The sequence below is a fragment of the Glacieibacterium frigidum genome (genome assembly GCF_007097155.1).
Classification (GTDB): Bacteria; Pseudomonadota; Alphaproteobacteria; order Sphingomonadales; family Sphingomonadaceae; genus Glacieibacterium; species Glacieibacterium frigidum.
In genome coordinates, this window is the sequence record NZ_VJWA01000001.1 from 104,366 (window position 1) to 123,734 (window position 19,369).

A 19,369-nucleotide genomic window follows, 5' to 3' on the forward strand; every position below is an offset into this window, starting at 1 on the left:
GATCTCCCGATGACGCGGCGTACAGGTCAACTGGACTTCAAAGGACCTGATCGCCCTTGGCGGCGATTCGATATCGACGCGCGTGCCCGAGCTGCTTTCGGGCCGGCATGGAAGAACTGACAAGGTCGGTCGCGCGCGCCGGCTAAGACTGTGCGGATCAAGTAAATATCGGCACGAACTTTACGGCCGAAGCGCGACCTTGAGACTCCAGAACATGAGCGCTGCTATGCCCAGACTGATGAGCGTGCCCCAAAGCCAGTACGGCAGGAGCAGGGCATCCGCGATCGCGCCCGTATCCGACCGGTGCATCTGGCCGCCGATGCTGCCGCCGGCGGTGAACAAATAGCCGAATTGTTTCCACGCACTGATGCAGGCCTGCACGCCGAGAATCTGTGTTCCGAGACGCTGCTGCGATGGCGTTCCGCGGTACGCGAGCGCCAGGATAGCAAGTCCCAGCCCGGGGAGCACGATCCAGCCGGTCCACGACCTCACCCAGATCAGGGTCGACAGGATCAGCGTCGCACCAAGCACCGACAGCGCTTGTCGCGCCCTGTTGCGGGAGGCGATGATCAGCAGCGCGCCGGCCACCGCCGGGCCCATCGGCCCACTGGCTGCGACCACGGCGATCTGGAACCGCGATTCGTTGTTCGGGGTCATGAGCTGCGCAACCCCCGAGCCGTTCGGGAAGATCAGCAGGCGCTCGAAGCTGGAGCCGGTGGCCATCGCAGCGATACCGTGACCCATCTCGTGAAACCATGTCGCGAGGATCGTCAGCGGGTAGAGGATGAAACTGCCCAAAGTCGTCTGCCACAGCACGACCAGGGCAAACCCGATCCCGAGCAGCAGGAAGGCGCGATGGCGGCGATCCTGATCGACGAGGCTGCTGGACATCATACGCACCCAGATACGACCGGCGCATTTTTCTGCAACCAGCCAGGCAGTTATCAGGCCGGTCGATCGTCGCCAGAGCGCGCGCGGCTCACACGCGCGTCGCGACGCAAGGCCTAGCCGAGTCCCGCGGCGCGGCGGACGGCGAGGGCGGTCGCGGCCCAGTCGATGTCGTCGCCCTCCTGGGCGATAACGGCGCGCAGGTGGTCACGGACGATGCCGAGGATGGGCATCGGCACCTTGAACGTCGTCGCTGCGGCGTCGGCGAGGCCCATGTCCTTCAGGCCGAGCGGGGCGGCGAACCCGGCGGGGCGGAACTTCTGCTCGAGGAGGATCGCGCCGTAGCTGTGGTAGACCGGCGCGTCGAACAGCGTGCCGGTCAGGACCTCGAGCAGCACGGCAGGCGGCACGCCGCCCTTTTCGGCGAGGGTCATCGCCTCGGCCATCGCCTCGACCGCAGCCATGATCATGAAGTTGCCGCTGAGCTTGACGAGATTGGCCGCCGGCGGGTGATCGCCGATTCGGAAGGTCCGCTGACCGATCGCGGCGAACAGCGGCTCGCACAGGTCGAGCGCCTTGCCGTCGCCCGCGGCCGCGACGAACAGCTTCGCCCCCTGCGCCGCCGCGGGCCGGCCGAAGACCGGGGCGGAGACGAAGCCGTCGCTTTGATCGGCGGTCAGCCGCTCAGCGAGCGCGATGCTGATCGTGCTGTGCGAGACGTGGAGCGCCGGGCTGCCGAGAATGCCGTTCGCGCCGTAGACGACCGCCTCGAGCGCTGCGTCGTCGGCGAGCAACGTCATGACGACTTCGCCCTGCGCCGCGTCGGCAGGGCTGGCGGCGAGACGCGCGCCCGTGTCGACGAGCGGCTGTGCCTTCTCGGGGCTGCGGTTCCACACCGACAATTCGTGGCCGGCGGCGAGCAGGTTGGCCGCGATCGCGCTCCCCATCTGGCCGAGGCCGATGAAGCCGATCTTCACGCTTTGCCGCCCCGGCCCTGGTCGAACAGGTTTTTGTATTGGCGGGGCTGACAGCGCAGATATTGCGGCGGCGCCTCGACGCTCGCGCCGAGATGCGCGGCGGCGTGCCACGGCCAGCGGGGGTCGTACAGGATCGTCCGGGCGAGCGCGATCAGGTCGGCGTCGCCCGTGCCGACGATCGCCTCGGCCTGGTCGAAGTCGGTGATCAGGCCGACGGCGATGACCGGAATGCCGACCGCCGCCTTGACCGCGCGGGCGAGCGGCACCTGATAGCTTGGGCCGACGGGGATCTGCTGGCGCGCATCGAGCCCGCCGCTCGACACGTGGATCGCGGCGCATCCACGCGCCTCGAGTTCGCGCGCGAACCGGACGGTCTGCGCGGCATCCCAGCCGCCGTCGACCCAGTCGGTGCCCGACACGCGCATGGTGACCGGTTTCGATGCAGGGAAGGCGCTGCGCACCGCTTCGAACACCGCGAGCGGAAAGCGCATGCGGTTTTCCGCGCTGCCGCCATACTCGTCATCGCGCCGGTTCGACAGCGGCGACAGGAACTGGTGCAGCAGATAGCCGTGCGCGCCGTGGATCTGGACCGCGTCGATCCCCAGACGGTCGGCGCGGCGCGCGGCATCGGCAAACGCCTGGATGATCGCCTGCATCCGCTCCGCATCGAGCGCGGCGGGGGCGTTCTCGCCCTCGGCAAAGGCCAGCGCCGACGGCGCCTCGGTCTGCCAGCCGTTGGCATCGCCGGGCGGCAGCTGCTTGCCGCCCTGCCATGGCACCTCGGTCGATGCCTTGCGGCCGGCGTGAGCGAGCTGGACCGCGATCGGCATGTCCGACCATCTGCGAATGCTGGCGAGCGTCGTCGCCATCGCAGTCTCGGTGGCATCGTCCCACAGGCCGACGTCGGCGTAGGTGATCCGCCCCTCCGGCACGACGGCTGTCGCCTCGATGGTCAGCAGCGCGGCGCCCGACAGCGCGAGCTGGCCCAGGTGGATCGTGTGCCAGTCGGTCATGCAGCCGTCCTGCGCCGAATACTGGCACATCGGCGCGATGACGATCCGGTTGGCGAGCGCCAGGCCGCCGACATCGAGCGGCTCGAATAATTTGGGCGACGGCACGCGAAAGGCCTCCTTGGCTGGCCCGCTCTCAAATGCTGGCTGGTGCAGGTGTTCCATGGCGCGCGAACAGCGCCTGCTGGCGCGCCAGTTCGTCGGCGAGGGGCTGATAGGCGGTGCGGTCGGCGTCGGGTGTGTAGCCGTCGAACAGGCCATTGGGGCAGTGGCGCTGGTCGTCCCACCCGCGGTGGCTGAGGATCGGGTACAGGCAGACGCCTTCGAGCGGTATGCCCGCCGCCCGGGTGAAGGCGGCCTCGTCGGCGATATAGTGGAGCCACGCGGCGCGGAAGACCCCCTCGGTGCCCGTCTCGGCGATCAGCAGCGGCTTGTGGTACCGGTCGTAAACGCGCGCCAGCTGCTCACGCAACGGCTGGAAGCGCACGTCGCCCAGATGCATCGTCTGGCCGTGGTCGATCCACTGGTTGTTGTAATAGACGTTGAGGCCGCAAACATCGAGGCAGTCCTCGCTGCCGCCCAGCTCGGGCGACTTGCGGCCGGTTAGCATGTCGACCGCCTCGAACTGCGACTCCATGTAGAGCGCGGCCGCCCGGACATGATGATCCTGTGCCGACTGCGGCAGGATGTTGATCAGCGGCTCGGCGGTGATGAAGCGGGCGTTCGGGACGACGGCGCGGATGGCGCGGATCGCGGCGATCGCCATGCGCGTCAGCTGGCGCTTGAGCTCGGCGCCGCGGCCGCGGCCGAAGGGGTTCATGCCGCCCATGTCGCCGCCCGCCCAGCTGAGGAAGCTGATCTCGTTGACCGCGCAGAACCACGGCGGCCCGTCGGCCTCTGCGGCGATCTGCTGCGCGCAGGCGGCGGCGAAGGCGGCGAAGCGGTCGACCATCGATGCGCTCCACGGGTCGACGCCGTTGGGCCAGCCATAGTGGAACAGGTCCCAGATCACCTGCACGCCGTTGGCGCGCGCCGCGGTCAGCTGGGGTATCAGGCTCGACCAGTCGTAGGCGCCGCGCCGCGCCTCGATCAGGTGCCAGCGCACGCCGTCGCGCGCCGCCATCAGGCCGTGCTGGGCAAGCAGCGCATAGTCGCGCGCCGCCTGGACGTCATGGCCGGTCAGGCCGACGAGATCGAGGCGGATGCCGTCGGCACGCTTGTGCGTCGAGCATTCGAATCCGCCGAGGAAGAACGACTTGAAATTGGGCTGCATCGGCGCCGCGTGAAGCAAAGCGCCGCCTTAATCAATCGATTGCGACCTTCGCCGGGGCGAGCCGTGGGCTGAGCAGGTGGACCGCCAGAAGCGCGAGGAAATAGGCCGAACCCGCGACCGCAAACAGCGGCGTGTAGCTGCCGATGCTGTCGAGCACGAAGCCGGCGTATTTCGCCATCAGCATGCCGCCGATCGCGCCGACGGTGCCGCCGATGCCGATCACCGAGCCCACCGCGCCGCGCGGGAACAGGTCCGACGGCAGGGTGTAGAGATTTGCCGAAAACGCCTGGTGGGCGGCGGTCGCGATACCGATGATCAGGACGTTGAGCCACAGGCTGTCGATGCTCTGCGACCAGAAGATCGGCACGACCGCGAAGGCGCAGATCAGCATCGTCATCTTGCGCGCGTAATTCACGCTGCGCCCGGCGCGGATCATCTTCGACGACGCCCAGCCGCCGGCGACGCTGCCGACGTCGGACAGCAGATAGATCACCACCAGCGGCGGCCCGAAGGTCTTGAGGTCGAGGCCATAGCGCGTGCCGAGGAAGCCCGGCAGCCAGAACAGGAAGAACCACCAGATCGGGTCGATGAAGAACTTGCCGAGCGCGTACGCCCAGGTCTCGCGCAGGCCCAGCAGCTTGCGCCACGGGATCGGCACCACCGGATCGGCGGGGTCCTGCTGGATATAGGCGAGCTCCTCGGGCGACACGCGCGGTTGCTCGGCGGGGCGGCGATAGATCGCCAGCCAGGCGACGAGCCAGATCAGGCTGACCGCGCCGGTGATCACGAACGCCATGCGCCAGCCGTAGGCGAGGGTCAGCACGGGGACGACGAGCGGCGTGATGATCGCGCCGATATTGGCACCCGCATTGAACACGCCGATCGCGAAGGCGCGCTCCTTCTGCGGGAACCACTCGGTGACCGCCTTGATGCCGGCGGGGAAGTTGCCCGCCTCGCCGATGCCGAGGCCGAAGCGCGCCATGGCGAACTGCGTGACCGAATAGACGCCGCCGTGCGCCATGTGCGCGACGGTCCAGATCACGAAGGCGACGGCATAGCCGAAGCGCGCGCCGATCACGTCGACGATCCGTCCGAAGCCGAGGTAGCCGATCGCGTAGGCGAGCTGGAAGAAGAAGATGACGTTGGCGAAGTCGGTCTCGGTCCAGCCGAGATCGGCGCTCAGCGTCGGCTTCAGGACGCCGATCATCTGGCGGTCGACATAGTTGATCGCGGTCGCGGTAAACAGAAGCGCGACGATCACCCAGCGGTAGCGCCCGACCTTGACGGTCACTCCCGGCGCGATGGCAGCTTCGTTCGCCATGTTCTACTCCCCCTTCGCCGCGTCCGGTTCAGCCGGACTGCGGCATCGCTGCGACGAACTCGCACGTCAAAGTTTCGGCGCCGAAGCGCGCGATTGCCGACTGGCCGACATGAACCTGGTGGACGCCGCTGATCGCGCCCGTCGATACCAGCAGGCCGTCGGGCACCGCGATGCCGCGACGTGCCAGCACGGTCAGCAGGAAGCGCACCGACCCGATGATGCCGTCCGGAAAGCTGCGCGCACGGCCCGTGCCGGCCGGGGCGCCGTCGATCTCGACCGCGACCTCCCAGTCGTCGAGGCCCGCGGCCCGCCAGTTATCGATCGCCGGGCCGACGATCAGCCCATGGTTGTTGCCGAAGTCGGAAATGGTCACCGCGGGCCCCAGCGCGTTGATCGCCGCGAGCGGCGAGCTGGCGATCTCGATGCCGATATGGACGTCGGCGATCTGCGCGGCGGCGGCGTTCAGCGTCCAGTCGCGGCGCGCCGGGTCGGCGGCCCTCAGGACCACGACGAACTCGGCCTCGACCGCGGCGAAACCCTCGCCGAACACCGGCATGGCGGCGGGCGCGGGGCCGGCCGTGACGATCTGGTCGGCGAAGATCGGGCCCGCGAGCCGGTCGCTGCCGAAGGCCGCGTCGAGCGGTGGCTGGATGCGCCCGACCTTCCAGCCGGCGACGCGGCCGCCGTGCAGCTCGATCGCAGCGTCCTGGATGGCATAGGCGTCGGCGAGCGTCGCGGGCACGGTGCCGGGGTAGGCGTCGAGGCCCTGGGCCGCGCGCCGCGCCGCGACGAACGCCTGCGCGACCGCTCGGGCCTCGGCGAAATTCCCCCCACTCACGTTACGAAACACTCCCCGGCGTCTTGTTCGGTAACCGGTGTCATAACCCTGCGTTTCGCGCAAGCCCGCTCTGGCGGTGGCCGCATCGCGTCGCTAGGGTCGTGCCGAAACGGGGAGCAAACGGTGGATAACGACGGTTCGGGCAAGGCGACGATCAACGACATCGCGCGTCTCGCAGGCGTTTCGAAAAAGACCGTCAGCCGCGTCATCAACCGCTCGGCGCTGCTCAACGAGGACACGCGGCAGAACATCGAGGCGATCATCCGCGAGACGGGGTACGTCCCCAACCCGCAGGCGCGCGCGCTGGCGTTGCGCCGCAATTTCCTGATCGGCCTGGTGCACGACAACCCCAATGCGCAGATGGTGCTGGGCGTCCAGCAGGGTATCCTCGGCGTGCTGAAGGGCACCGAATACGAGCTGATCGTCCATCCGGTCGACCGCGGCTCGACGACGATGGTCGCCGACATAAGGCAGTTCGTGGAGCGGCAGCGCCCGCACGGCATCGTGCTGCTGCCGCCGATCAGCGAGAACCCCGAGCTGGCCGAACTGTGCCGTCAGCTCGGCTGCCGCTACGTCCGCATGGGGTCCGACGTGCTCGACGCGCCCGAGAATTCGGTCGCCTCGAACGACCGCGCGGCGGTCCACGCCGCGGTGCGCCACCTGGTCGACCTCGGCCACCGCTTCATCGGGCTGATCGCCGGGCCAGAGGGCTTCCGCTCGGCCTTCGAGCGGTTCGAGGGGTTCAAGGACGCGATGTACGACGGGCCGATGCATTTCAACGCGCAGGCCGTCGAGCGCGGCGACTATCGCTTCGAATCGGGCATCGCGGCGGGCGAGCGGCTGCTGGCGAACGAGCCGCGGCTGACCGCGATCTTCGCGTCGAACGACGAGATGGCGGCGGGCGCGCTGCACGCCGCGAAGCGCCGCGGGCTCGACGTTCCCGGCGACCTGTCGATCGTCGGCTTCGACGACACCGCGATCGCCGCGCACCTCTGGCCGCCGTTGACCACGGTGCGCTGGCCGATCCTCGAGATGGGGCGTGCCGCGGCGCGCAAGCTGCTTGCAGGAACGCGCGATGCGCAACCCGAGGCGGCGGGCGACCCGCTGTTCCTGTCGACCCTGATCGAGCGCGCCTCGGTCGCCTCGCCGCGGGTTGCCTGACCTTTTGACACCGGTTACCAAGGCGCCGCGATGCGACCCCTGACGCTCTATCCCGACCGCCTGTTTCCCGCCGATCCGGGGGTGCGGGGCATCGCGCGCGCGCTGTTCGCCGAGGTCGAGCGCCTGCCGATCATCAGCCCGCACGGCCATACCGACCCGGCATGGTTCGCGAGCGACGCGGCCTGGTCGAACGCCACCGAACTGCTGCTCGCGCCCGACCATTATCTGTACCGGATGCTCTACAGCCAAGGCGTGACGCTGGAGGCGCTGGGCGTGCCGGCCCACGGCATCGCGCCCGCTACCGACCCGCGCGAGGCGTGGCGGGTTTTCGCAGGCATGCAGCTACTGTTTCGCGGCACGCCGTCGCGGATCTGGCTCGATCACGTCTTCACCCAGGTGTTCGGCATCGACGTCGCGCTCGAAGCCGCAACCGCCGACCTCTACTACGATACGATCGCGGCGCGCCTCGCCGAGCCCGCGTTCCGCCCGCGCGCGCTGTTCGACCGGTTCGGGATCGAGTTGCTCGCGACGACCGAGGGCGCCCACGAGACCCTCGATCATCACGCCGCGATCCGCGCCTCGGGTTGGCCGGGGCGCGTCGTCACCACCTACCGCCCCGATGCGGTGGTCGACGCCGAGCACCAGGATTTCCGCGCCGCGCTCGCTGCCTTCGCCGAGCTGACGGGCGAGGATATCGGCACGTGGCGCGGCTATCTCGCGGCGCACCGGAAGCGCCGCGCCGACTTCCGCGCCGCGGGTGCGACCGCGACCGATCTCGGCCACCCGACCGCGGCAACGCTCGACCTGCCCCAGGCCGATGCCGAGGCGCTGTTCTGGCGCGTCATGCACGGGTCGCCGACGCCTGCAGATGCCGAGGCCTTCCGCGCGCAGATGCTGACCGAGTTCGCCGGCATGAGCCTCGACGACGGCATGGTCATGCAGCTCCACCCGGGCAGCCGCCGCAATCACAATGCCCGGCTCCTCGCCAGCCACGGGCGCGACAAGGGTGCCGACATCCCGGGCCGCACCGACTATGTCGCGGCGCTCCAGCCGCTGCTCGGCCGCTACGGCAACGAGGCGGGGCTGACGATCATCCTCTTCACCCTCGACGAGTCGACCTACGCCCGCGAGCTCGCGCCGCTGGCGGGGCACTACCCCTGCCTGCGCCTCGGTCCGCCGTGGTGGTTCCACGATTCGCCCGAGGGCATGATGCGCTTCCGCGAGATGACCACCGAGACCGCGGGCTTCTACAACACCGCGGGCTTCAACGACGACACGCGCGCCTTCCTGTCGATCCCGGCGCGCCACGACGTCGCGCGCCGCGTCGACTGCGCCTTTCTCGCCCGCCTGGTGGCCGAGCATCGCCTCGACGAGAGCGACGCGCACGAGCTCGCCGCCGACCTCGCCTACAACCTGGCGCATCGCGCCTACCGCCTCTGACCCGGAGCAGACCCATGTTCGACCGCACCTACTACGCCACCCATCCCGACATGATGGAGGTCGTGTCGAACGAGGAGCTGCGCGACCGCTACCTGATCCAGGGCCTGTTCCGCGCCGGTGAGTGCGTGCTCAACTACACCCATGCCGACCGCTTCGTGATCGGCGGCGTCGAGGTCGCGGGCGCGCCGGTCAAGCTGCCCGCGCAGACCGAGCCCGCGTCGGCGGCCGGCCACCCGTTCCTCGAGCGTCGCGAGCTCGCGGTGGTCAATGTGAGCCAGGTCGAGGGTACCGTGACCGTCGACGGCGAAACCTTCACGCTCGGCAACAAGGACTGCCTGTACGTGACGATGGGCGCGAAGGACGTCGAGTTCGCGGGTGCGGGCGCGAAGTTCTACCTCGCGTCGTGCCCGGCGCACAAAGGCTTCACGACGCGCAAGCTGGCGCTCGCCGACGCAAACGCCCTGCAGCGCGGCAGCCTCGAGGAATCGAACGAGCGGACGATCTTCCAGCTCGTCATCCCCGGCATCTGCGACAGCGCGCAGCTCGTCATGGGCCTGACGGTGCTCAAGCCCGGCAGCGTCTGGAACACCATGCCGCCGCACATCCACGAGCGCCGCAGCGAGATTTATTTCTACTTCGAACTCGACGGCCCCAACGACCGCGTCTTCCATTACATGGGCGAGGGCGAGGCGATGCGGCACATCGTGATGGGCAACGAGGAGGCGGTGATCTCGCCGCCCTGGTCGATCCACATGGGGTCGGGCACCAAGGCTTACGCCTTCATCTGGGCGATGGCGGGCGAGAACCAAGACTATACCGACATGAACGTCCTCGACATCTGCCAGCTGCAATGAGCGGGCTGTTCGATCTCACTGGCCGGGTCGCGGTGGTGACCGGGGCGAACGCCGGTATTGGCCAGGCGATTGCCATCGCGCTGGCGGGTGCGGGTGCCGACATCGCGCTGGTCGGGCGGACGCCTGCCGACGAGACGCTGGCGCAGATCGAGGCGCTGGGGCGCAAGGGCGCGCTGATTTCCGCGGACCTCGGGACGATCGGCCCGGTCGAGCGCATCGTCTCGGAGACGCTGGAGAAGCTGGGCCGCCTCGACTTCCTGATCAACAACGCCGGCATCATCCGCCGCGCCGACAGCGTCGACTTTACCGAGGCCGACTGGGACGCGGTGATCGACACCAACCTCAAATCGGTGTTCTTTCTCGCGCAGGCGGCGGGGCGGCACATGATCCGGCAGGGGTACGGCAAGATCGTCAACATCGCGTCGATGCTGACCTTCCAGGGCGGCATCCGCGTGCCGAGCTATACCGCGTCGAAGTCGGGCATCGGCGGGCTGACCAAGCTGCTGGCGAACGAATGGTCGGCGAAGGGCGTCAACGTCAATGCCATCGCGCCCGGCTATATCGCGACCGCGAACACGACCGCGCTGCGGGCGGATGCGGAGCGCAACGCGTCGATCCTGGCGCGAATTCCGGCCGGGCGCTGGGGCGACGCGAGCGACCTCGGCGGCGCCGCAGTCTTCCTGTGCAGCCGCGCCTCGGACTATGTCGACGGACATATCCTCGCGGTCGACGGCGGCTGGCTGGCGCGATGAGCTTCGTCGCCTTCGGCGAGATCATGCTGCGCATGTCCCCGCCGGGGCGCGAGTTGCTGCTGCAGACGCCGAAGCTCGACGTGTGGGTCGCGGGCGCCGAGGCGAACGTCGTCACCGGCCTCGCGCGGCTGGGGCACAGCACTGGTCTGATCGGCGCGGTTCCCGACAACGACCTCGGGCGGGCGGGCGTCGCGGGCCTGCGCGCGCACGGCGTCGATTGCTCGCTGGTGCGCACCGCCGCGGGGCGCATGGGGCTGTATTTCGTGACCAGCGGCGCGGGGCTGCGCGCCACCGACGTGGTTTACGACCGCGCCGGATCTTCGTTCGCGAGCGTGCCGCCGGGCGAGTGGGACTGGGATGCGCTGCTGGGCGGCGCCGACCGGCTGCATCTGTCGGGTATCACCCCGGCACTCGGGCCAGGGCCGGGCGAGGCCGCGATCGCCGCTGCCGAGGCCGCGAGTGCGCGCGGGCTGCCGGTGTCGTTCGACGGCAATTACCGCGCCCGGCTGTGGGAGGCGTGGGACAGCGACCCGCGCGGCGTGCTGGGCCGTATCGTGCCCCACGCCGACATCATGTTCGGCAACCACCGCGACATCGCGCTGTTGCTCGGGCGCGAGTTCGCCGGCGACGGCGAGGACCGGCGCTCGGCCGCCGCCGAAGCGGCGTTCGAGGCGTTCCCGAAGCTGCAAATCATCGCCTCGACCGCGCGCCACGTCGAGGATGCCGACCGCCACCGCCTGTCGGCGCGGGTCGACGGGCGCGACGGCCATGCGCAGACGGAAGAGGTGACGATCGCCGGCATCGTCGACCGCATCGGCGCGGGCGACGCGTTCGCGGTGGGCGTGCTGCACGCACTGCGGCGCGGGGGCGACATCGCGGCGGCTGCGCAAACGGGGCTGGCGCTGACCTGCCTCAAGCATTCGCTACCCGGTGACGCGAGCCTGTTCGGGCAGGCGGACATCGATACGTTCCTGGAGGGTGGGCTGGATGTGCGGCGGTGACACTCCAGGCGCTGTCATTCCGGCGAACGCCGGAACCCATTTGTGACCCAGGCGAAACCTCCGCTCGAAGGAGCAGTGGGTTCCGGCGTTCGCCGGAATGACAGCAAGGGACAGGGAGGCGTCGCCCGCCGCACCGTCATCGCCGGCGCCGCCGCGCTTCTGATCGCCGCCACCCCCGACGTCGAGGCAAGGGCCGGCCGCTTCACCGGCGCGCGCGACGCCGGCATCCACGCGTTCAAGGGGATCCGCTACGGCCGCGCCACGCGCTTCATGCCGCCCGTCGCCGAGCCTGCAGCGACGGTGCGAGCGACCGCCTATGGCCCCTCCGCGCCGCAGGGTTCGCGGCGCTACCAGCCGCAGTCGGAGGACTGCCTTTTCCTCAACGTCTGGACCCCCGGGCCCGACGCGCGGGCAAAGCGCCCGGTGCTGCTCTACATCCACGGCGGCGCCTACTCGAACGGCAGCGTCGTCGATGCGATGAACGACGGCGCCCGGCTCGCCGCGGCGGGCGACTGCGTCGTTGTGACGGTCAATCACCGCTTGAACGCGCTCGGCTATCTGTACCTGGCGCGGCTCGATCCGAGGTTCCCGGACAGCGGCAACAACGGCCAGCTCGACCTGATCCTCGCGCTACAATGGGTGCGCGACAACATCGCGAGCTTCGGCGGCGATCCGGGATGCGTGACGGTGTTCGGCCAGTCGGGCGGCGGCGCGAAGATCGCGACGCTGATGGGCACGCCGGCCGCGAAGGGCCTGTTCCATCGTGCCGCGACGATGAGCGGGCAGCAGGTCACCGCGTCGGGCCCGCTCAACGCGACGAAGCGCGCGCAGGCGTATCTCGCGAAGCTCGGCCGCGACCCGGCGACCGCACCCCTCGAGGCGCTGCTCGAAGCGCTGTCGGCGACCGACCCGGTGCTCGGCGGCGGGGTGTATTTCGGCCCCGTGCTCGATATGCGCAGCCTGACCCGCCACCCATTCTGGCCCGACGCCAACCCGCAGTCGAACGCCGTCCCGATGCTCCTCGGCAATACCCTCGACGAGGCGCGCGCCTTCCTGCCCGCCGAGCGGTTCGCCGACCTGACCTGGGAGACCCTGCCCGCGCGCATGGCGCCCGAGCTGCGCGTCGACATCCACCCCGAATGGGTCGCGGCGCAGTTCCGCGCGCGCTACCCCGCGCTGTCCCCGCGCGAGATCCTCTGGGCCGCCGTCACCGCTGGCCGCAGCTGGCGCGGCCAGGTCGAGGAAGCCGAGGCCCGCGCGCGCGCCGACGCGCCGACCTGGGTGTACCAGTGCGACTTCACCGACCCCGCGCGACCCTTGAGCGGCGCGCCGCACACGATGGACATCCCGCTGGTCTTCGGCACGATCGACGCGCCCGATGCACCGTCGGGCGCCAGCCCCGCCGCCCGCGCTGCAAGCGACGCGATGATGGCGGCGTTCGTGCAATTCGCCCGCACCGGGACGTGCAGCTGGCCGCAATACCGCCTCGACCGCCGCACGACGATGATCTTCGACGCTGCCGCCCGCGTCGAGGACGACCCACGCGCCTGGGAGCGCCAGCTGTTCGCGCGCGTCCCCTACATCCAGCCGGGAACCTGACCCAAAGCCTCTAGTCGTTTCGACTATTTCCCGCAGACCCTCGTCTGCGCCAAATTAAGCGCCTGTTTGCGGAGGCTTTTTCATGATTTCCGACGCCATTGCCCGTTCGACACCGCCGGCGGCCGACACTGCCCGCACCGTCGCGCGCGACACCGTCCAGATCGCGACGCGGATCGCCGAGGCACCGCCCGCGGCGCGGCCCGCGACGATCGCCGCGGTCGCCGGGCATCTGTCGCCCGTCCAGCAGGGTGAGCTGATGCGCGCCATCGAGGCGCACTCACCCGGGCCGATCGACGACATCGGCGACCTGATCCAGACGGCGATCGACGCCATCAAGGGTGTCGTCGCGGGAGCGGTGAAGGCGGCGCGCGAGGCGGGTCCGCTAAGCATCGGCAAGCTGCTGGGTGCCGACACGCTGGCGCTGGCTTCCAAGTCGCCCAGCCTGATGGCCGACATGAAGAAGCTCGAGGCCGATGGCTGGAAGGTCGAGTTCGGCAAGGCGGGCGGCGGCACCTTCGCCGACAAGTCGACCAAGACGATCACCATCGACCGCAACGACAAGGGCGATGCCAAGGAACTGGTGCTCAGCCTGTCGCACGAGGTCGGCCACGCGCGCTACAACGGCAAGGTCGACACGTCGTCGAAGGCGGCGTTCCTGCGCTCGACGCTTGCCGACGAGGGCGCGGCGACGCTGTCGAACATCCGCGCTCAGCGCGAGATCCTGCGCAACGGCGGCGAGGATATCGGCATCGCCGGCAATCCGGCCAACGAAAAGGCTTACAACGCCGCCTTCGACCAGTTCCGCAAGGACGGCAACGCCGCCAAGGCGCGCGACGCGATCGGCACCATCTATGGCAACGGCGAGTTCACCTCGACGACCGGCCAGAGCTACAACGATTATTACGGAAGCTTCTATGACAAGTATTATGGTGGCACGCCGTAACGCGGTCTTCGTTGTCGCATTCGCGGTCGCCGCAACGGGCGGCTGCGCCAGGGAGAGTAAAGTGCAGCAGGCAGCATCGATCGAGGATCTGATCGACAAGGTCCGGGCCGGGCCGACCATCGAGCGTGGCGCGATCGAACGGCTGCTCGGCACGCGCTTGTCGGAAGGCGAGGGGACGTCGGCAGTCGACATCTACGAAGCGAGCGGCGTGGCTCTGCCCGACGGCCGCGTCGACATTGACCTGCGTGCGGCGAAAGCCGGCGCGACGACCGGCGGGCTGCTCAACCTCGGTATCTCGGGCGCATGCCTGAAGCGCGGCGACGTCGAGCGCAAATACGGGCCGCTGACGCTGAGCGGCGTGCCGCGCGGCCGCTCGACCGAGGAGCCGGTATCATTCTCGCGCGACGAGCCCTGGGGGCGCCTGTCGTTCGGCTTCGCGCAGGACAATCCGGACTGCGTGAAGACGGTGACCTTCGACGTCGAGAAGCGCTGAGCTATTTCGCGGTTACCGGATAGCTGATGATCAGCACCAGCGGCTCCTTGCCCTGCTGGACGATGCCGACGGCAGCACCCGTGTAGAGGTACGCCGCCATGCCGGGACCGAGGGGCTTTTCCTCGGTGTCCGACGACACCACGCCGCGGCCCGACACGACGTAATAGACCTCGTCATGGGTCAGCACGTGCATCCCGATCGACGCGCCGGGGTCGAGGCTGCGCTTCCTGAACTCCATCGTGCGCGCCGGGGCCTTGTCGCTGATGCGGTAGGCGGTGCTCATGCCCTTGCCGCCGTGCGGCGGGGCTTCGCGGACCTTCACGGCCTTCTCGTCGACGACGACCATCGGGCGCCCGGCGACCATCATCAGGGCGAGGAGGGCGATCACTGGCGCATCGCCGCGTCACGCGTCGACAGGCGTTCCTGCGGTGCCGGGCCCTTCTGCCCGGGGTAGCGGCCCGATCTCGGTTCCATCGTGGCAAGATCCCATTCGGCTTCGACGAAGGGTGCGCTCGTCGGCTTCTGCTTGGGATAGCCGCCGACGACCGCCTCGTCGTCGATAATCGCGCCGCGCCCTTCGGCGATGAAGAACAGTACGCGGATGTCGTCGGCGTCGCGGTCCCACGGCCGCGCGCCTGCGTTCGCCAGCAGATGCGTCTCGACATCGCGCACCGGCAGCGCCGGCCAGGCGGCGGCGGCCGCGTCGGGGACCTTCTCGGTGATCAGCCGGGCGCGCGTTTCGCCGTAGCGGCCGAACATCGGCAGGGCGACGCCGAACTTGTCGACCGCGAGGTTGTCCTTGCCGAACCAGCGCAGGTCGCCGTCGCCGCCGAGCATCAGGAAGGGCAGGCCGGCATCGGTCGACGGACCGCCGCGCATCACGTTGCCGATCGCGGTCAGCCGCCCGTCGACGTATTTGTGGCCGACCCATTCGAGCGCCATCAGGTTGTAGTGCACGGCGCGCTTGCCGGGGTCATAGATCAGATTGTTGACCATCACCGCCTGCGCGCCGCCCTTGAGCAGCGGGCTGCGCTCGACGTTGTGTGCGAAGACATTGCGGTAGAAGACGATGCCGGTGGCGTTGTCGTGGATCAGCGAACCCTTCGAATGCTCGCCCTTGGGGTGCGACGCCTCGGCGAGTCCCTCGGACGCGAGGTTGTAGCTGAACACCACGTCGCGGCTGGTGTGGGCGCGCCAGTCGGCGACCGTGGTGCCGCCGCCGAAGCGCGGGCCCGACGCCGACATATTCTCGTCGATGCCCCAGCTGAAGGTGCAATGGTCGACGATGACGCGCTGCGCCGCGACGCCGGAGAAGGCGTCGGCCTCCCACCCCGACAGCGCCGCCGCGCCGTCGCGGCCGGTGCGGACGCGGATATGCTTCATCACGACGTCGTGGGTCTTCAGGTCGATGCCGCCGCGGATCAGCGTGATGCCGGGCGACGGCGCGGTCTGGCCGGCGATGGTCAGCTCGGGCTCGGCGATCGTCAGCGTGCTGCGCTTCAGGTCGATGATGCCCCCGACCTCGAACACGACGATGCGCTTGCCCTTGGCCTCGACCGCGGCGCGCAGGCTGCCCGGGCCGCTCGCATCGAGGGTGGTGACGCGGATGATGCGCCCGCCCGCGCCGCCCTGCGTGACCGCCGCCGCCAGCGGACTTGCAAGCGCCAAAGTCCCGGCGATGCACGCCCGCCACAGTCGAAACGACATCGCAAACTCCCCATTCGCGGGGTTCTTGACAACCCTCGCGCTTCGTAACATCACGCTTATGACACCGGTTACTTAGCCGGTCGAGACTGCAGTTCATGCAGCAAAAGGGGAGGCGGCGGGTCACCACAGATAGCCCGCGATCTTCCCGCAAGAATTTAGGTAACCGGTGTCATCCGGTGTGGGGAGAGCTCGAATGATCGTATCGCACCGCATTTCGGCCCGGCTGCTCGGCTGCGCGTCGCTGCTCGTGATTGCCGCCTCGGCGCAGGCCCAGACGCCGGCGACACCGGCCGCGCCGCCGCCCGGCGCATCGGGCGAGGTCAACACCCCGCCGCCCGCTGCCGCCACCGCCGGCACCGACGATGCCGAGGAAATCATCGTCACCGGCTTCCGCCGCTCGCTGGACGCCGCGCTCGACGTCAAGCGCAACAGCGTCTCGGCGATCGACGTCATCGTCGCCGAGGATATCGCCAAGTTCCCCGACCAGAACCTCGCCGAATCGCTCCAGCGCATCCCCGGCATCACCATCCAGCGCGACGGCGGCGAAGGCCGCGCGATCACCGTCCGCGGCCTGGGGGCGCAGTTCACCCGCGTCCGCGTCAACAACCTGGAGACCGTCGCGACCTCGACCGACGGCGCCAGCGCCAACCGCGACCGCGCGTTCGACTTCAACGTCTTCGCGTCGGAGCTGTTCAGCTCGATCGTCGTCCACAAGACCGCCGAAGCCTCGCTCGACGAGGGTTCGCTGGGCGCGGTCGTCGACCTCAACACCGGCAACCCGCTGGCGGGAAAGGCGGGCTTCACCCTCGCGGCGTCGCTGACCGGCTCGTACAACGACCTCAGCAAGGATCTCGGGCCGCGCTTCGCCGGACTGCTGTCGTGGAAGTCGCCCGACGGCACCTTCGGCGCGGCGATCTCGGCGGCCTATTCGAAGACCGACACGCTCGAGCTCGGCAACAACACCGTGCGCTGGGCGCAGGCGCGCTTCGACTCCGTCAACGGCACGCCCTGCTTCGGCACCACCAACGCGATGACGGGCGTGTTCACCGCCTCGCCCAACGCCGGTGGCACCTACCGCCCCAGCGCGGGCTGCGATGCGGTCAGCCTGGCCTTCCACCCGCGCATCCCGCGCTACGGCGTTATCGGCCACGACCGCGAGCGGCTGGGCATCACCGGCGCGGTGCAATGGGCGCCCGGCGACCGCACCAAGGTCTCGATCGACGCGCTGTATTCGAAGTTCAACGAGGTCCGCACCGAGCAATATGCCGAGGTGCTGTTCCGCAGCCTCGAGCGGCCGATCGACGTCTCGAACTACACGATCGACGGCGACAACAACCTGATCAAGGGGACGTTCAACGACGTGCCCGTGCGGACTGAGAATTATTACCGGAAGTCGAAAACCGAATTCTACCAGATCGGCGCCAACTGGGACCAAGAGGTCAGCGATTCGCTGCGCTTCACCCTGCTCGGCGGCTTCTCGAAGTCCGACGCGAGCATCCCGATCGAGACGACTTTGATCTACGACGACCGCGACGCGCAGGGGTATAGCTATGACTATACCGACATGAAGAGCCCGAAGCTGACCTTCGGCACCAGCGTCACCGACCCGGCGAACTTCCAGCTGTCGGAAATCCGCGACCGGCCGTCGAGCACGGTCAACAAGTTCCGCACCGCGCAGATCCGCGGCGAGTACGATGTCAGCGAGGCAATCACGCTGAAGGCGGGCGCAGTGTACCGCCGCTTCAGCTTCGACACCGCAGGCTTCACGCGCGACACGGTGGTGTGCGGCAACGGCGGCGTCGACCGCGTCCTCGGCACGCTGACGTGCTCGCCTTCGGCCGCATTCGGCCCGACCGCAGTCTACGGCTTCCCCGGCACCGCGGCGCTGTCGGAGACGGTCAACATCGGCAAGGCCGGCCAGCCCGACGGCACGACGACCACCTTCATCGTGCCGGGCCGCGAGGCGGGTGCGGCGTTCACCAACCTGTACAGCCGGCCGCTCGCCATCGACGCGGGCAACACGCGGTCGGTCGTCGAGCGCGTCAAGGGCGGCTACGGCCAGGTCGACGTCAAGGGCGACCTCGGCAGCATCCGCTATGCCGCCAACGCCGGCGTCCGCTACGTCAAGACCGACCAGTCGTCGACGGGCCTCAACAACGGCGCCGCGGTGACCGTCGAGCGCAGCTACGACGACTGGCTGCCCGCCGCGAACCTCGCGATCTTCCCGACCGAGCAGATCATCGTCCGCGCCGCGATCGCCAAGGTGATGACGCGCCCGACGCTGGGCAACCTGACGCCGGGCGGGTCGGTCGACGGCTTCAACTACCGCGTCACCTTCGGCAACCCGCAGCTCGATCCGTTCCGCGCCACCGCCTATGACGTGGCGTTCGAATACTACTTCGGGCCGCAGTCGATCTTCTCGGTCGCGCTGTTCAAGAAGGACGTGAAGAGCTTCCCCGTGTCGCAGACGCGCAGCGGCACCTTTGCGTCGACCGGCCTGCCGCTGTCGATCATCCCGCCGGGCTCGCCGGCGGCCGCCAACCCCGAGGGGCAGCTGTACACGATCTCGACGATCGGCAACGGCGCGGGCGCCAATCTGAAGGGCGTCGAGATCGCGCTGCAGGCGCCGTTCAAGTTCCTGCCGGGCTTCCTGGCGAACTTCGGCGGCATCGCCAACGCCACCTTCATCTCATCGAGCGCCGACTATACGGTCAGCGGCCCGGCGGTGGTGTCGGGCGGCGCGCTGGTCGCCGCGACGCGCAACGCGACGCTCTTCGGCCTGTCGAAGCGCAGCTACAATGGCACGCTGTACTACGAGGACGCCAAGTTCTCGGCGCGCGCCTCGGTCAGCTACCGCGGCCGCTACATCGACGCCAACAGCGGTACGGGCAACGTCTTCGAAGGCTATGGCTCGACGATCAACCTCGACGCGTCGGTGCGCTACCGGATCACCGAGAACATCGAGGTGTCGCTCGAAGGCGTGAACCTGACCGACGAGTATCGCTATCGCTACACCGACTTCGACGCCGACCGGAACTACGAGAACAACCACTTCGGTCGCACGATCCTGTTCGGTGCCCGCTTCAAGATCTGAGCCCAGCCGCCGGGCGTG

At 69.0% G+C, this 19,369-nt stretch carries 17 protein-coding genes; 9 read left to right on the top strand and 8 right to left on the bottom strand.

Annotation, left to right across the window (positions count from 1 at the left end; genetic code table 11):
* Positions 1 to 180 precede the first annotated feature (180 nt).
* From FMM06_RS00495 to FMM06_RS00520, 6 genes are all read right to left on the bottom strand, one after another.
* Positions 181 to 891 carry a M50 family metallopeptidase gene (locus FMM06_RS00495; protein WP_143554273.1) on the bottom strand — a complete coding sequence of 237 codons (711 nt, stop codon included), beginning with the start codon at positions 889 to 891 and terminating at the stop codon, positions 181 to 183.
* A gap of 113 nt (positions 892 to 1,004) precedes the next feature.
* Positions 1,005 to 1,865 carry an NAD(P)-dependent oxidoreductase gene (locus FMM06_RS00500; protein WP_143554274.1) on the bottom strand — a complete coding sequence of 287 codons (861 nt, stop codon included), beginning with the start codon at positions 1,863 to 1,865 and terminating at the stop codon, positions 1,005 to 1,007.
* Positions 1,862 to 2,983, bottom strand: a complete 1,122-nt coding sequence (locus FMM06_RS00505; protein ID WP_144237007.1) for an NADH:flavin oxidoreductase/NADH oxidase — start codon at positions 2,981 to 2,983, stop codon at positions 1,862 to 1,864. Before FMM06_RS00505 ends, FMM06_RS00500 begins: the two co-directional genes overlap by 4 nt.
* A gap of 28 nt (positions 2,984 to 3,011) precedes the next feature.
* Positions 3,012 to 4,148 (bottom strand): beta-glucosidase, encoded by a 1,137-nt coding sequence (locus FMM06_RS00510; RefSeq protein WP_143554275.1) that lies wholly within the window; start codon positions 4,146 to 4,148, stop codon positions 3,012 to 3,014.
* A gap of 31 nt (positions 4,149 to 4,179) precedes the next feature.
* Entirely contained in the window at positions 4,180 to 5,469 is a 1,290-nt protein-coding gene (locus FMM06_RS00515; RefSeq protein ID WP_143554276.1) for an MFS transporter, read from the bottom strand.
* 28 nt (positions 5,470 to 5,497) lie between these two features.
* A complete protein-coding gene (locus tag FMM06_RS00520) occupies positions 5,498 to 6,307 on the bottom strand; it encodes a 2-keto-4-pentenoate hydratase (RefSeq protein WP_143554277.1) in 810 nt (269 codons plus the stop codon).
* Between the two features lie 123 nt (positions 6,308 to 6,430).
* Here FMM06_RS00520 and FMM06_RS00525 point away from each other — a divergent pair, with 123 nt between their 5' ends.
* The 8 genes from FMM06_RS00525 (at position 6,431) to FMM06_RS00560 (ending at position 14,550) form a co-directional block, all read left to right on the top strand.
* Positions 6,431 to 7,468: a LacI family DNA-binding transcriptional regulator gene (locus tag FMM06_RS00525; RefSeq protein WP_143554278.1), complete on the top strand. Its 1,038-nt coding sequence runs from the start codon at positions 6,431 to 6,433 to the stop codon at positions 7,466 to 7,468.
* Between the two features lie 30 nt (positions 7,469 to 7,498).
* Positions 7,499 to 8,908 carry a glucuronate isomerase gene (gene uxaC / locus FMM06_RS00530; protein WP_143554279.1) on the top strand — a complete coding sequence of 470 codons (1,410 nt, stop codon included), beginning with the start codon at positions 7,499 to 7,501 and terminating at the stop codon, positions 8,906 to 8,908.
* A 14-nt stretch (positions 8,909 to 8,922) separates the two neighbouring features.
* Complete coding sequence (gene kduI / locus FMM06_RS00535) at positions 8,923 to 9,762, top strand: 5-dehydro-4-deoxy-D-glucuronate isomerase (protein WP_143554280.1); 840 nt, start codon at positions 8,923 to 8,925, stop codon at positions 9,760 to 9,762.
* Entirely contained in the window at positions 9,759 to 10,514 is a 756-nt protein-coding gene (gene kduD, locus FMM06_RS00540) for a 2-dehydro-3-deoxy-D-gluconate 5-dehydrogenase KduD (RefSeq protein WP_143554281.1), read from the top strand. Before kduI ends, kduD begins: the two co-directional genes overlap by 4 nt.
* Entirely contained in the window at positions 10,511 to 11,515 is a 1,005-nt protein-coding gene (locus FMM06_RS00545; RefSeq protein WP_143554282.1) for a sugar kinase, read from the top strand. The genes kduD and FMM06_RS00545 overlap by 4 nt, the downstream gene beginning before the upstream one ends.
* Before the next feature lie 75 nt (positions 11,516 to 11,590).
* Complete coding sequence (locus tag FMM06_RS00550) at positions 11,591 to 13,114, top strand: carboxylesterase/lipase family protein (protein WP_143554283.1); 1,524 nt, start codon at positions 11,591 to 11,593, stop codon at positions 13,112 to 13,114.
* 82 nt (positions 13,115 to 13,196) lie between these two features.
* The gene (locus tag FMM06_RS00555) at positions 13,197 to 14,057 is read left to right on the top strand and encodes a hypothetical protein (RefSeq protein ID WP_143554284.1); all 861 of its coding nucleotides are present in this window, start codon (positions 13,197 to 13,199) and stop codon (positions 14,055 to 14,057) included.
* 61 nt (positions 14,058 to 14,118) lie between these two features.
* Positions 14,119 to 14,550 carry a hypothetical protein gene (locus FMM06_RS00560; RefSeq protein ID WP_143554285.1) on the top strand — a complete coding sequence of 144 codons (432 nt, stop codon included), beginning with the start codon at positions 14,119 to 14,121 and terminating at the stop codon, positions 14,548 to 14,550.
* Position 14,551: 1 nt separating this feature from the next.
* Here the strand turns inward: FMM06_RS00560 and FMM06_RS00565 are convergent, their stop codons facing one another.
* Both FMM06_RS00565 and FMM06_RS00570 read right to left on the bottom strand, forming a co-directional pair.
* The gene (locus FMM06_RS00565; protein WP_207790260.1) at positions 14,552 to 14,917 is read right to left on the bottom strand and encodes a cupin domain-containing protein; all 366 of its coding nucleotides are present in this window, start codon (positions 14,915 to 14,917) and stop codon (positions 14,552 to 14,554) included.
* A gap of 17 nt (positions 14,918 to 14,934) precedes the next feature.
* Positions 14,935 to 16,257, bottom strand: coding sequence for a pectate lyase family protein (locus FMM06_RS00570; protein WP_143554286.1), 1,323 nt, complete (start codon positions 16,255 to 16,257; stop codon positions 14,935 to 14,937).
* A gap of 193 nt (positions 16,258 to 16,450) precedes the next feature.
* Between FMM06_RS00570 and FMM06_RS00575 the strand changes: the two genes are divergently transcribed.
* Positions 16,451 to 19,351, top strand: coding sequence for a TonB-dependent receptor (locus FMM06_RS00575; protein WP_143554287.1), 2,901 nt, complete (start codon positions 16,451 to 16,453; stop codon positions 19,349 to 19,351).
* Positions 19,352 to 19,369: the final 18 nt, after the last annotated feature.